We start from the raw sequence: 13,156 nt of genomic DNA, 5'->3' as shown, positions 1-13,156 counted from the left end.
GATATTGATCAAATTTTATCATATTCTTTTGTTACAGTGTTATCCTTTTGGCAGCGAATTCATATGCCGCTTGAGCTTTTCAGTAAACTCAGGCGACAAATACAGCTCCGCTCCGCGTTCGATTTCAATCTGATAGTGCTGAGGCGGGGCAATTTCCGCTTCTTTTTGGAGGACGAGAAAGGTTAAGCAGTCTTTGTAGTGCCTACCGCCAGCTTCAACGTCTACAAATGCCGGCCGATACGTAAGAGATTCGACGCCCTCCCTTTTATATAGATAGGAGAGAGCAGAATAAGGGATACGGTATAAAACGCCTTCTGTTGTTCCTCCGTCTTCCAACATGTCCGCTCTTGAACCGTCATCCCTTTTTAGCGTGAAGCGGGTTGTGTATCCTTTTAAAACAGCTCTTCCTACTGGATCTTGAAAATAGTGATCGACTCCCGCTTTTTGAAAGCGGGCATTATCCATGCATGATCCATAGGCAAAATAATAAATGGGATTTTTCGATTTGCTGATCATCTGATGTTCTTTCCAGTCGCCGCTGCTTATTTTCGTAAAGCCGGCAAACCCGTCTTTGTTCATAAAATAAATAAGCGCATTTTTAATCCCGACATCCGTTTCTACAAACACCGTTTGTTTATGATATCCTTGAAAAAATTGATCGAGCTTATGTATACACAATTCATCTGCTTCATATACTTCGCCGTATATATAGCCTTCACCATAAAAAACAGCTGTGGGCCCCTCTTTTGCAGCAAACAAACTTCCCTTTGTTCTCGCCTGCTCATTGATACATGCCGATTGTGCCAGCAAATGATGGTTTTTTTCATGCTTTCTTAATGTCCCGTATACAAACAGAAGCGAGTTCACTTTATTTTTCTCCTCTCAGCTGTCTGATTTTAAAGGCAAAACCACTTGAAAGACGCTGCCTTTTCCAGCTTCACTTTCGATTTTCAATTCCCCGTCATGTTCCTTCAGGATTCTCAAACAAATGGGAAGTCCCAGTCCAGTGCCCTTTTCTTTTGTTGAATAAAAAGGTTTGCCAATCTGCTTCAGCTTTTCCTGCGGCATGCCGTTTCCTTCATCCTTTACGCTTATCACTGCATGAGAGGCGGTTTTAGCAGTTGAAATGGTTACGACACCACCCTTTGGCATTGCCTCAATTCCGTTTTTAATGATGTTGATAAAGACCTGCTTCAGCTGATTTTCGTCTCCATTAATCATACAGCCATCTGTCTCTTTGAAATTTTTCTCTATGACGATATTGGACAGAATTGCATTGGTATCAAGCAATGTCGTGACTTGTTTCAAGATCTCATTAAGCTGGTGTGTTTTAAATCTGATTGCCTGCGGTTTTGCAAGCAGCAGCAGCTCGCTGAGCACTAAATCGATTCTTTTAATCTCTGAAAAGATGATGTCAAAATAGTCTTTTCTGTCCGGATATTGTGTTTTCATAATCTGGAGGAAACCGCTGACAGATGTTAAAGGGTTTCTGACCTCATGAGCAATACCTGCGGCAAGTTCACTTGTGATTGATAGTTTCTGGGATTCCCTCGCCAGCCGTTCATTAATCTCAATGAGCTCATCTTCAGCCTCTTTCCGCTCAGTGATATCTGACATTGTACCCAGGCTGCCTGTAAATTGGTCATCCCGGTCATAGTAAAGTTTATAATGAACTTCTCCCCAAAAAATCGTGCCGTTCTTTGTCACGTATTTTGCCGTAAACATGCCAGAAGACGCTTTGTTTTGGATTTGGGTGTTAATGTGGTCGGCTACGTGCTTTTCTTTTATGAAGTAATCGTTATACATTGTTCCCATACATTCACTGATTGAAAAGCCGGTTATTGATGCCCACGCTTGGTTTAAATATGTAATTTCGCCTTTTGCATTCGTTTGAAATACGATTTCCTGCAAATTATCCATGATGCGGTTTTTTTCTTCAGAAAGCTGTTTATACTTCCATTCGTTATCCTTCATTTTCTTAACCAGCTGCTGTTTCTCATCAATATAATAAGCCAGCATCCAGACACTTACCAGCGTGACTGCAGTATACACAATATCAACAGGCCAATTAATCGGGTTTTTGCCTATAAAATAAAATAAATAATCCCAAAACATTATAAAAATCATTGCCAAAATGATGGAAATGATACGAGCTTGATATTTTCTCATATGACCACCTGCCGCTTGTGTTTCTCTACTTATTGTACCATTCTTCGACAAATAATTGAGTAAAATATGTAAAGTATCCCAAATCATTCATTACCAAATATCTTGATGTCTTATCTTAGGCGGCGGTAATCAAAAATTGGCACGCAAAAAAGGCGGAGATGACATCACTCCGCCTTTTTTAGCATAATTTTATTCTTTTAAAGCGGCTTGAATTTCTTCGAGAAGCAGCTGTGCACCCTCAGGGCTTAGCGTAATTTTACCGTTGCCGTATTCTTTATTTTCTGAAGTGATTTCTCCAGTCATTAAACAAACGCCATGAGGTTTGTACTTTTTCAAGATAATTTTATCCCCGTCAACAAAAAACTCAATGCTGTCTTTTATGGCAATATCCAATGCCCGTCTCAACTCAATCGGCATGACAATGCGGCCTAATTCATCTACTTTTCTCACAACACCTATTGATTTCATAAAAACCCTTCTTCCTTTAAATGTTTCTTTTCTCATGTAATGTTTTAAGGATGTACCTCAATATATCGTAGACGAATGAAACTTTGAAAAAGTTTCCCGCTTTCTATAAGAATTACAAGATATTTTTTCCATAAAACCGAAAAATGTATTACTTCTGTTACACAGTTCCTTGATTTTTTACAAAAACATTTCTTTACCGACGCACACCCCCAAAAATCGCAGTATTTCTGAGAAACTTTAAATGTAGAATCATATTAAATTAGGATAGAGATTGGGTGAAAACATGTTTCAATCAACTGAAATCGGGATTGACTTAGGAACAGCTAATATACTTGTTTACAGCAAAAATAAAGGGATTATCCTAAATGAACCATCTGTTGTCGCAGTGGATACGACGACAAAAGCAGTGCTTGCAATCGGAGCTGATGCGAAAAACATGATCGGTAAAACACCGGGAAAAATTGTCGCTGTCAGACCGATGAAAGATGGCGTGATCGCAGACTATGATATGACAACTGACCTGCTAAAGCACATTATGAAAAAAGCCGCAAAAAGCATCGGCATGTCGTTCAGAAAACCGAACGTAGTCGTTTGCACACCATCAGGCTCAACAGCAGTAGAACGCCGCGCCATCAGTGATGCGGTGAAAAATTGCGGCGCGAAAAACGTTCATTTAATCGAAGAGCCAGTTGCAGCCGCCATCGGAGCGGATTTACCGGTTGATGAGCCGGTTGCCAATGTGGTAGTAGATATCGGCGGAGGGACGACAGAGGTCGCTATTATTTCCTTCGGTGGCGTTGTTTCCTGCCATTCTATCAGGATCGGCGGAGACCAGCTTGATGAGGATATCGTTTCTTTCGTCCGTAAAAAATACAATTTGCTGATCGGCGAACGCACAGCTGAGCAGGTAAAAATGGAAATTGGCCATGCTCTGATTGAACATATACCAGAGGCAATGGAAATTCGGGGACGCGACCTCGTGACAGGTCTTCCAAAAACCATTATGCTTCAATCCAACGAAATTCAAGATGCAATGCGTGAATCCCTCCTGCATATTCTTGAAGCCATCAGAGCGACACTTGAGGACTGTCCGCCTGAATTGAGCGGAGATATTGTTGATCGCGGCGTTATTTTAACAGGCGGCGGCGCGCTCCTTAATGGAATTAAAGAATGGCTCACAGAAGAGATTGTCGTGCCTGTACACGTGGCGCAAAACCCGCTTGAATCTGTAGCAATCGGCACAGGCCGTTCTTTAGAAGTGATTGATAAGCTGCAAAAGGCAATTAAATAGTCTTTACCCGCAAAATTCTCACACGCGGCAAATTTCTTGCTTCTTTTTTCCTCACTTCCTTCATATTGTGGGAAATGGAGAAACGTTAAGGAGGAAACAAATGCTAAGAGATTTAGGAAGAAGAGTAGCGATCGCAGCCATTTTAAGCGGAATTATTCTTGGAGGCATGAGCATTTCTTTGGCAAATATGCCTCATTCGCCTGCAGGCGGCACTGTAAAACTGAATCATCCATAATATTGAAAAACCCAAGACGTGTCGTTTTGGGTTTTTCACTTTGGGCTCCTTCTTTCCTTTATAGGATCATATTTGATATGATGAGAAAAAAGCTTGGAGGAATGATTCATGGATTCATTTTCACAGAAATTAAATACATATGCACAGCTGGCGGTAGAAGTCGGCGTTAATGTCCAAAAAGGCCAGTATGTAGTCGTAAATGCTTCAACAGACGTTCGGGATTTTGTCCGTTTAATTGTAAAACACGCATATGAAAAGGGCGCAAAAAACGTCACCGTGAATTGGCAGGATGACGAAGTCGCCAAATTAAAATACGAACTTGCGCCGTTTGAAGCATTTGAAGAATATCCTGAATGGGAAGCAAAAGGCAGAGAAGAGCTTGCCAAAAATGGAGCTGCTTTCATTTCTGTTGTGTCGTCAAACCCAGACTTGCTAAAAGGTATAGATTCCAAACGGATTGCGGCATTCCAAAAAGCAGCAGGCAAAGCATTACATACATACAGACAATATATTCAATCAGACAAAGTCAGCTGGACTGTCGTAGGTGCGGCATCAGCAGGCTGGGCTCACAAGGTGTTTCCTGGTAAATCAGAGGAGGAAGCGATCCACCTTCTGTGGGAAGAAATTTTTAAAGCGACGCGCGTAAATGAAGACAACCCGGTTCAGGCGTGGATCAATCATGACCAAAATCTTCATGAAAAAGTTGACCATTTGAACGAGAGACATTACGCTGCCTTACATTATCAAGCTGAAGGAACTGATTTAACAATTAAGCTGCCTAGGAAGCATGTTTGGGCAGGTGCGGGAAGCGTGAATGAAAGCGGCCATGAGTTTATGGCCAATATGCCGACAGAAGAAGTGTTCACGCTGCCGCAAAAAGACGGGGTTGACGGTGTGGTATCAAGCACAAAACCATTAAGCTACGGCGGAAATATTATTGAAAATTTCACCCTGACGTTTGAAAATGGCCGTATAGTCGACATTAAAGCTGAAAAAAGTGAGGATATTTTAAAAGAACTGGTGGAAACAGATGAAGGTTCTCACTATTTAGGTGAAGTGGCACTTGTTCCTTACGATTCACCTATATCACAATCAAACATTCTTTTCTATAACACGCTGTTTGATGAAAACGCGTCAAATCATTTGGCGATCGGAAGCGCCTATGCCTTTAATATTGAAGGCGGAAAGCAGATGTCTCGTGAAGAGCTTGTCAAAGAAGGCCTAAATGAAAGCATTACACACGTGGACTTTATGATCGGTTCTAAGGATATGAATATTGACGGAATTACGGCAGACGGGAAAAGAGAGCCTATCTTCAGAAACGGAAATTGGGCTTTTTAAGTAAATAAAAGGAGGCTTTTCCGCCTCCTTTTTTTATTTTTCTGCTTCATACATTTGCAGATTCGCATAAACGGTTTCTAATACTGGTGCAGCGAGAGATAAACGTTTAGCTTTTTCAAGCAAAAATCCATGCAGGTGGTCGCCTTCTGTCGTTTGGCCGTTTTCCATATCCCGAAGCATGGAGGACTTCATATGATAAGACATGCTGGTCATCGTACGAAAGCTCTCTTCCTCAAGATCCGGATCAGCCGGAACACCTTCTTTTCGTAAAACGGCGCAAATTTCCCCAATAAGAGTTTGGGCCGTGTGACGTCCGGCTTCTGTGGCGAGGATTGGGCCAAGCGGTCGTTGAAATAACGTTGTGATCCCCGCTTGCGCTGCAATAAAGAGATATTTTTTCCAAATGTCCTTCTCGATATGCCCGCTAATGATGACTTCAGCCTTCACACCTGAAAATACCTCTTCAAGCGCTCTTATCCGCTCCGTACGCTCGCCGTTCCATTCTCCAAATACAAAACGATGTGATGCGCTCGTATGATGAATTTCTCCTTTGTTGTCTAAAGCACTTTCTATAAAACACAGGCCGCCCAGCACCTGTTCTTTTGAAAATGCCGCAAATAGCTGCTCATAGTGGCGGTACCCATTTAAAAAAGGGATAATGACAGATTCCTGATGGATAAATGGTTTGACATCGTCTATCACTTGACCAAGCGAGTATGCTTTAGAAGTAATGATAACGACATCAAATTGCCCTGTTTCTCCGGCACTGATTAGTTCGGGCTGAAATGATACATTCCCTTTTTCACTATGGATGACAAGCCCGGTTTTTTTCAGCTGCTCAGCTCGTTTTTGGCGCACGAGAAATGTCACATCATTTCCTTTCTCCGAAAGCCGTCCGCCAATATACCCACCTACTCCACCTGCTCCGACAACCAAAAATTTCATGTTGTGATCTCCTTTCATATTTAGGTATCAAAAAAAGCAGAGAAATCTCTGCTTTTTTTATTCCGCGTATAGTTCAGTCAATTTTTTCTGCACATCAGCATTTTCAAGGAACTCATCATAGCTCATTTGCTTATCGACGATGCCGTTAGGTGTAATTTCTATAATTCTGTTGGCAATGGTCTGCACAAACTGATGGTCATGGGAAGTAAACAGCATAGCGCCTTTAAAGCTGATTAAGCCGTTATTGAGCGCTGTAATGGACTCTAGGTCTAAATGGTTAGTTGGCTCATCCAAAATTAAAATATTGGCGCCAGAAAGCATCGCTTTCGACAGCATACAGCGGACCTTTTCTCCCCCGGAGAGTACGTTTGCTTTTTTGTGGACTTCCTCTCCAGAGAACAGCATGCGTCCTAAGAAGCCGCGTAAAAAGCTCTCACTTTGGTCGTGCGGAGAATATTGGCGAAGCCAGTCTACAAGGTTCAGATCACTGCCTTCGAAATATTCGCTGTTGTCTTTTGGAAAATACGCCTGAGATGTGGTAACACCCCATTTAAACGTTCCGCTGTCAGCTTCCATTTCCCCGGAAATGATTTTAAACAGCGTAGTAACAGCAAGTTCGTTTCGGCCAGTGAAAGCAATTTTATCTTCTCGATTCATAATAAAGCTGACATTGTCAAGCACCTTTACGCCATCGATTGTTTTTGTTAAGCCTTCCACGCGAAGAACATCATTTCCGATTTCCCGTTCCGGCGTGAAGTTAACATAAGGATAGCGGCGGGAAGACGGTTTAATATCATCCAGCGTGATTTTTTCGAGAAGTTTCTTTCTTGATGTAGCCTGCTTAGATTTAGACGCATTGGCGCTGAATCTAGCGACAAACTCTTGAAGCTGTTTAATCTGCTCTTCTTTTTTCTTGTTCGCTTCTTGAGAAAGCTTTAACGCCAGCTGGCTTGACTCGTACCAGAAATCATAGTTTCCGACATAGATTTGAATTTTGTTAAAATCAAGGTCGGCAATGTGGGTGCATACTTTATTTAAGAAGTGGCGGTCATGGGATACGACAATAACTGTGTTTTCAAAGTTAATCAGAAACTCTTCAAGCCACTGGATTGCCTGAAGGTCCAAGTGGTTCGTCGGCTCATCGAGGAGCAGAACATCCGGCTTGCCGAATAATGCCTGTGCCAAGAGAACTTTTACCTTCTCCGAACCGCCGAGGTCTGCCATCTTTTTTGTGTGCAGATCTTCTGAGATACCAAGGCCTTTTAACAGGATCGCAGCTTCACTTTCCGCTTCCCAACCGTTCAGTTCCGCAAATTCACCTTCTAGCTCAGCAGCACGAATCCCATCCTCATCTGAGAAATCAGGCTTCATGTAAATAGCGTCTTTCTCCTGCATGACTTCATACAGGCGTTTGTGGCCCATAATGACCACTTTCAGCACTTCATACTCTTCGTACTCAAAATGGTTCTGCTTCAAGACGGCAAGACGCTCGCCAGGACTCATATGCACGTCGCCTGTCTGAGGCTCGATTTCGCCTGACAGCACCTTTAGAAACGTTGATTTACCGGCACCGTTTGCACCAATTAACCCATAGCAGTTGCCTGGGGTAAATTTAATATTAACATCTTCAAATAACTTGCGATCCGCAAACCGCAAGCTTACATTATTTACAGCAATCATTTATTATCCTCCATCATGTCTATCATCAATAAAAGTATACCATGAATGCAGGGCAAGAGAAATGATTCCCTGATAAAACAGAGAGAAAACACTTATACACCCAAACCAGCCAGCTGTGTTACAATTAAAGAGAGAGAATGCATCCGCTCGGAAAATTACACACTCTCATGGAGGAACACGTTGAGGCTTTTAACACTTACTGAATATTGCTTACTGATCTTTTTTACGGGCTTTTACCTTGCCGTAACAGGCTTTACCGCCAAAGATATCGGCTTATATATAGGCATAGCCCTTATTTACATATTTTCGCACATTTTTTCTAAACGGCTTTTAGAAAAGCGCGGAAAAGAGAACAAACAGGTTCACCTTTTCTTCAGTGTGCTAGCTATTATTGGTTCAGTGTTCATCACGGTTTTATGCATTGCATTGGTCGCTTCTTTTTCAAAATAAAAACGCCTGCTGTCCTAGGCCAGCAAGGCGTTTTTATTTTGTTTGACGCATTTCGTTAAACGGGAAAAAGACAAACTTCGATGTGCCGACAATTCGATCTTCCGCGATCAGTCCCAGCCCGTTTCGGCTGTCCATAGAATTTAGCCTGTTATCTCCCATGACAAAGTATTTGCCTTTCGGAACCTTAACCGGTCCAAAGTCTCCTGTCAGACTGACACCAAGTTTTTCTGCTTCCTTCTTGTTTTTAGACAAGTAAGGCTCGGCTACTTTTTTACCGTTTATATAAAGCGTGTCATCCTTCATTTGAACGGTTTCTCCAGGCTTTCCGATCAATCTTTTTACATAATGGATTTTAGAAGTTTCACCGTTGATAATAACGATATCTCCGCGCTTCAGCTCGCCGATATAGTTGACTGTTTTATTCACAAACAGCCTTTCTCCGTCATGTAATGTGGGATACATAGATGAACCTTCAACTAAATACGGTTCAAACAAAAAGTGACGGATCAGGAGAGCCAGCAGAACAGCGATGACAATCGCTTTACCCCATTCCAGGTACGTATTGGTTTTTTTCTTCGCCGTTTTCTCAGTATTCGTATTTTTTTCCTCGGTCAAAGTGTTTCCTCCTAGACAATTGCTATGTCAGTTGTTTCTCTTCTTTTACTTTATCATAAAAAAGAATAAAATACATAACTTAACCGCGCTCCCTGCCGGCCGGATAAGAAAAAGCGTCCTTTCGAACCAAGGACGCTTTTTTTCTTATTTTTCTGTAACAGGTTTTTTGACGATACCGAGGATAATTGCCATCACGACAGCACCGATCACGATACTTAAAAGGTAAAGCATCGGATGGTTTGTAATGAAAGCTACGAATACTCCTCCATGAGGCGCCGGAAGCGTTACTCGGAAGAATTCAGTTAATCCGCCGGCAACAGCTGCACCGACTACAGCAGCTGGTATGACGCGAAGCGGATCAGCCGCAGCAAATGGGATCGCTCCCTCTGTTACGAAAGCAGCTCCCATGAAATAGCATGTAATACCAGCTTCACGGTCACGCTGAGTGAATTTGTTTCTGAAAATGGTTGTTGCAAGTGCGATACCAAGCGGAGGAACCATACCGCCGGCCATGATTGCTGCATGAGGCGCATAGTTGCCTGCATCGATCATGGCGATACCGAACGTAAAGGCTGCTTTATTAAGCGGGCCACCCATATCGATCGCCATCATGCCGCCCAAGATAATACCCATTAACACAAGATTTCCAGTACCAAGGCTTTCAAGCCAGTTTGTTAAGAAATTCATAAATGCCGCTACAGGTGTATTGACGACAAATTGCATTAATACGCCAGTGATAAAAATACCGAACAGCGGGTAAATCAAAACAGGTTTTAATCCATCAAGTGACTGAGGGATAAACGTAAATACTTTTTTCAGTAAAATCACGACATAACCGGCAAGGAATCCGGCAATTAAGCCGCCTAAGAATCCAGCATTCGCTTGAGTAGCCATAAATCCTCCGACCATACCAGGCGCAAAACCAGGACGATCTGCAATACTCATCGCAATGAAACCGGCCAGAACTGCAACAATCAGTTTTAATGCATTGTCGCCGCCGATAAAGTTTAATGCTGCTGCAAACGTGTTGTAGCTAGGATCATTCGGATCAGCAGAGTGAATTCCCCAGAAGAATGAAATCGCAACGAGAATACCGCCGCCGACTACGAACGGAAGCATGTTGCTGACACCGCTCATCAGGTGCTTATAAAACGCGTTTCCGATACCGCTTCCAGACTTGCCTTTCGCTTCTTCATCGTCGTTTGAAGCTGCTGAACCGCCGCCGCTGCCTTGATAAATCGGCGCATCTTGATTCATCGCTTTTTCGATAAGCTCTTGCGGACGTCTGATACCCGCCGTTACAGGAACTTGAAGTACGCGCTTGCCTTTAAAACGTTCCATTTCAACCTGCTTGTCCGCTGCGACAATGATTGCAGGTGCATCTTCGATTTCTTGGGCAGTGAGCTTGTGCTTAATGCCGCTTGACCCATTTGTTTCGACCTTAATTTCCACACCAAGCTCTTTCGCTTTTTCTTTAAGGGCATCCGCAGCCATGAATGTATGGGCAATACCTGTCGGACATGCAGTAACCGCTAAAATTTTTCCTTTTCCGGCAGGTGCTGGTGCCGCTTCCTCTTCCTCTTCCTCTTCGTCATCATCTTTATCGTGCTGATTAATAATGTCGATGATGGCATCTTCAGACTCAGCTTCAAGGAGCTGCTTACGGATTTCTTCACGCATTAACAGCGTTGAAAGCCTTGACAACGCTTCAAGGTGAGTGTTGTTTGCGCCTTCAGTCGCCGCAATCATGAACACTAAGTGAGCCGGCTGGCCGTCTAATGATTCATAATCGACGCCGTCTTTTGAACGTCCGAACGCGATCGCCGGGTTGATAACGCTTGCCGTTTTCGCATGGGGGATAGCGATTCCTTCACCGATACCCGTGGAGCTTTGGCTTTCGCGATTTAAAATGGCTTCTTTATAGGCTTGTCGGTCATTTAACTTTCCAGCCTTATCAAGAACAGTGACCATTTCGTCAATAACATTTTCTTTTTCTTTGCTCTCAATATTAAGCTTTATCGTATGCTTCGTTAAAAGCTCAGTTATTTTCACTTGTGTTTCCTCCTCTATAGACGTGTGACCTTAACTTCAGGAAGAAGCTGCTGGACAAATTCTTCTGTTCCAAGTTCTTCAGAGAACGCGGTAGCACTGCCTGAAGTAACTCCTAAGCGGAATGCTTCTTCAAGCGGCAGCTGTTTGGAAATTCCGGCAAGGAAACCTGCAACAACGGAATCCCCTGCTCCGACTGAGTTTACCAATTTCCCCTTTGGCACGTTAGCAAAATAAACAGCTTCGTTCGTAAACAGAAGCGCTCCGTCTCCGGCCATTGATACAATTACATGTTCAGCGCCTTGTTCTACAAGCTTTTTCCCATAAGGAACGGCTTCCTCAACAGATGTAATAGTCGTGCCGAACATTTCTCCAAGCTCATGATGATTTGGCTTCATCAAAAATGGTTTCATTTCTGTTGCTTTCAAAAGAGCCTCGCCTGAGATATCCAGAACAACTCGTGCGTTCTGCTGTTTGCAGGCCTCTGCGATTTTTTCATAAGTATCGTGAGGGAGTGAAGATGGAATGCTTCCTGCAAGAACGACGATATCTCCCTCTTGCAAAGATTGGAACTGTTCTAAAAAGGCTTTGAAATCTTCATCCGAAATTGTCGGTCCCTGCCCGTTAATTTCAGTTTCATCACCAGTTTTCAGCTTTACATTGATACGGGTATCCCCTTTTACTTCAGAAAAAGCTGTTTCCAGGTTTTCTTCCCGTAAAAATGTTTTGATATATTCTCCGGTAAATCCGCCGACGAATCCGAGCGCTTTAGACACCACATGGTGTCTTTTCAGCAGTCTCGATACGTTGATGCCTTTGCCCCCTGGATACTTGGTATCATACGAAGAACGGTTCAGGCCTCCTACAGTAAAATCTTCAACGTGAACAATATAATCGACAGATGGATTAAGTGTTACAGTGTAAATCATGGTTTCACTACCTTTACGACAGTTTTTTCTTGGTAATTATCGAATGTAAGCTCTTCAGCGTCAGTCGTAATGATTGTTGCGTCGCCTATTCCGGCGAATGCCGAAAATGAAATTTCTCCGAACTTCGAAGGGTCTGCTAAGACGTAAGCGTGTTTTGCCTGTTTGATCGCTTTCTGTTTTAAAAGGGCCTCATCAGGGTCCGGCGTTGTGAATCCAGCCTCTGTATGGACACCGTTTGTCCCCAGAAAACTCTTGTCAAATCTGTACTGGTCCATGGCAATCAGTGAAGCGCCTCCAATAATCGCGCCCGTTCTGTGCTTTACGTATCCTCCAAGCAGATAAAAAGAAATTTCTTTCCTTATTAATGCATCGATATGCATCACCCCGTTTGTGACAACGACAATATCTTTGGTTTTATCCATAAAATCAATCATGTGCAATGTCGTCGTGCCTGCATCAAGGTAAATGCAATCCCCTTCTTCTAAAAGAGAAGCTGCTTTTTCAGCAATTTTCAATTTATCGTGAAGGTTTTTGGATGATTTTTCAAGCATATCGGGTTCAAGTCTGATATCGGAAAGCTTGGCCGCTCCACCATGAACGCGCTTTAAAAAACCGCGTTCTTCAAGGGTCGATAAATCTCTTCTGATTGTTGATTCAGAAGCATTAGTCAGATTTATAAGCTCTTGAATCTTTACCACATCATGCTTTTCTATTTGATCAATAATCAATTGATGCCGTTCAGGAGTTAGCATGCTTCACCTCCTAATGAAAACGTATTCATTTTGAATACAATTTCATTGTAAACGCTATTTTCGGTTTAGGCAACTAAAATCATTCAAATTCATTCAATAACTATCAAAATCTTTCACGTTTCTCCATATTAACGTATGTCTATAGGGTTTGTAAACTGTAAATTCGACAAAAATAAGGACAATTGTACGACATTTTCTTCTTATTTTAATGAAAAAAGTCTTTTATATTCAT

13 protein-coding genes are annotated in these 13,156 nt (G+C 42.6%); 4 read left to right on the top strand and 9 right to left on the bottom strand.

Annotated features, from left to right (window positions below; all coding sequences use genetic code 11):
• Positions 1 to 39: 39 nt before the first annotated feature.
• The 3 genes from QF06_RS06270 to abhA form a co-directional block, all read right to left on the bottom strand.
• Entirely contained in the window at positions 40 to 867 is an 828-nt protein-coding gene (locus QF06_RS06270; protein ID WP_041850869.1) for a gamma-glutamylcyclotransferase family protein, read from the bottom strand.
• Between the two features lie 15 nt (positions 868 to 882).
• The gene (gene kinC / locus QF06_RS06265) at positions 883 to 2,169 is read right to left on the bottom strand and encodes a two-component sensor histidine kinase KinC (RefSeq protein ID WP_021479369.1); all 1,287 of its coding nucleotides are present in this window, start codon (positions 2,167 to 2,169) and stop codon (positions 883 to 885) included.
• Positions 2,170 to 2,358: 189 nt separating this feature from the next.
• On the bottom strand, positions 2,359 to 2,637 hold the full coding sequence (gene abhA, locus QF06_RS06260) for a transcriptional regulator AbhA (RefSeq protein WP_003244728.1): 279 nt from the start codon (positions 2,635 to 2,637) through the stop codon (positions 2,359 to 2,361).
• 283 nt (positions 2,638 to 2,920) lie between these two features.
• On the opposite strand from abhA, the gene mreBH reads away from it, so the two are divergent.
• The 3 genes from mreBH (at position 2,921) to QF06_RS06250 (ending at position 5,504) form a co-directional block, all read left to right on the top strand.
• Positions 2,921 to 3,928, top strand: coding sequence for a cell shape-determining protein MreBH (gene mreBH, locus QF06_RS06255; RefSeq protein ID WP_003245743.1), 1,008 nt, complete (start codon positions 2,921 to 2,923; stop codon positions 3,926 to 3,928).
• Between the two features lie 100 nt (positions 3,929 to 4,028).
• A complete protein-coding gene (locus tag QF06_RS21045; RefSeq protein ID WP_003238865.1) occupies positions 4,029 to 4,163 on the top strand; it encodes a protein YkpC in 135 nt (44 codons plus the stop codon).
• Positions 4,164 to 4,271: 108 nt separating this feature from the next.
• Positions 4,272 to 5,504, top strand: coding sequence for an aminopeptidase (locus tag QF06_RS06250; protein WP_041850870.1), 1,233 nt, complete (start codon positions 4,272 to 4,274; stop codon positions 5,502 to 5,504).
• Positions 5,505 to 5,537: 33 nt separating this feature from the next.
• On the opposite strand, the gene QF06_RS06245 is transcribed toward QF06_RS06250, so the two are convergent.
• Both QF06_RS06245 and QF06_RS06240 read right to left on the bottom strand, forming a co-directional pair.
• A complete protein-coding gene (locus tag QF06_RS06245) occupies positions 5,538 to 6,449 on the bottom strand; it encodes a ketopantoate reductase family protein (RefSeq protein WP_041850871.1) in 912 nt (303 codons plus the stop codon).
• Positions 6,450 to 6,506: 57 nt separating this feature from the next.
• Positions 6,507 to 8,129 (bottom strand): ABC-F family ATP-binding cassette domain-containing protein, encoded by a 1,623-nt coding sequence (locus QF06_RS06240; protein ID WP_003232344.1) that lies wholly within the window; start codon positions 8,127 to 8,129, stop codon positions 6,507 to 6,509.
• 180 nt (positions 8,130 to 8,309) lie between these two features.
• Here QF06_RS06240 and QF06_RS06235 point away from each other — a divergent pair, with 180 nt between their 5' ends.
• Positions 8,310 to 8,579, top strand: coding sequence for a hypothetical protein (locus QF06_RS06235; RefSeq protein ID WP_003232345.1), 270 nt, complete (start codon positions 8,310 to 8,312; stop codon positions 8,577 to 8,579).
• Positions 8,580 to 8,612: 33 nt separating this feature from the next.
• Here the strand turns inward: QF06_RS06235 and sipT are convergent, their stop codons facing one another.
• The 4 genes from sipT to QF06_RS06215 form a co-directional block, all read right to left on the bottom strand.
• Positions 8,613 to 9,194 carry a signal peptidase I sipT gene (gene sipT, locus QF06_RS06230; protein WP_003232348.1) on the bottom strand — a complete coding sequence of 194 codons (582 nt, stop codon included), beginning with the start codon at positions 9,192 to 9,194 and terminating at the stop codon, positions 8,613 to 8,615.
• Between the two features lie 144 nt (positions 9,195 to 9,338).
• The gene (locus QF06_RS06225) at positions 9,339 to 11,246 is read right to left on the bottom strand and encodes a PTS fructose transporter subunit IIABC (protein ID WP_014479682.1); all 1,908 of its coding nucleotides are present in this window, start codon (positions 11,244 to 11,246) and stop codon (positions 9,339 to 9,341) included.
• A gap of 14 nt (positions 11,247 to 11,260) precedes the next feature.
• On the bottom strand, positions 11,261 to 12,172 hold the full coding sequence (pfkB, locus tag QF06_RS06220; RefSeq protein ID WP_041850872.1) for a 1-phosphofructokinase: 912 nt from the start codon (positions 12,170 to 12,172) through the stop codon (positions 11,261 to 11,263).
• Positions 12,169 to 12,924 carry a DeoR/GlpR family DNA-binding transcription regulator gene (locus tag QF06_RS06215; RefSeq protein ID WP_014476685.1) on the bottom strand — a complete coding sequence of 252 codons (756 nt, stop codon included), beginning with the start codon at positions 12,922 to 12,924 and terminating at the stop codon, positions 12,169 to 12,171. Before QF06_RS06215 ends, pfkB begins: the two co-directional genes overlap by 4 nt.
• Between the last annotated feature and the right edge of the window lie 232 nt (positions 12,925 to 13,156).

The sequence above is a fragment of the Bacillus sp. YP1 genome (assembly GCF_000877815.1).
Taxonomy (GTDB): Bacteria; Bacillota; Bacilli; order Bacillales; family Bacillaceae; genus Bacillus; species Bacillus subtilis.
This window is presented reverse-complemented; position numbering and strand designations above follow the sequence as displayed.

Coding starts and splice junctions, on each gene's coding strand:
- kinC (WP_021479369.1), bottom strand. CDS start 2,169: ATGAGAAAATATCAAGCTCGTATCATTTCCATCATTTTGGCAATGATT.
- abhA (WP_003244728.1), bottom strand. CDS start 2,637: ATGAAATCAATAGGTGTTGTGAGAAAAGTAGATGAATTAGGCCGCATT.
- mreBH (WP_003245743.1), top strand. CDS start 2,921: ATGTTTCAATCAACTGAAATCGGGATTGACTTAGGAACAGCTAATATA.
- QF06_RS21045 (WP_003238865.1), top strand. CDS start 4,029: ATGCTAAGAGATTTAGGAAGAAGAGTAGCGATCGCAGCCATTTTAAGC.
- QF06_RS06250 (WP_041850870.1), top strand. CDS start 4,272: ATGGATTCATTTTCACAGAAATTAAATACATATGCACAGCTGGCGGTA.
- QF06_RS06245 (WP_041850871.1), bottom strand. CDS start 6,449: ATGAAATTTTTGGTTGTCGGAGCAGGTGGAGTAGGTGGGTATATTGGC.
- QF06_RS06240 (WP_003232344.1), bottom strand. CDS start 8,129: ATGATTGCTGTAAATAATGTAAGCTTGCGGTTTGCGGATCGCAAGTTA.
- pfkB (WP_041850872.1), bottom strand. CDS start 12,172: ATGATTTACACTGTAACACTTAATCCATCTGTCGATTATATTGTTCAC.
- QF06_RS06215 (WP_014476685.1), bottom strand. CDS start 12,924: ATGCTAACTCCTGAACGGCATCAATTGATTATTGATCAAATAGAAAAG.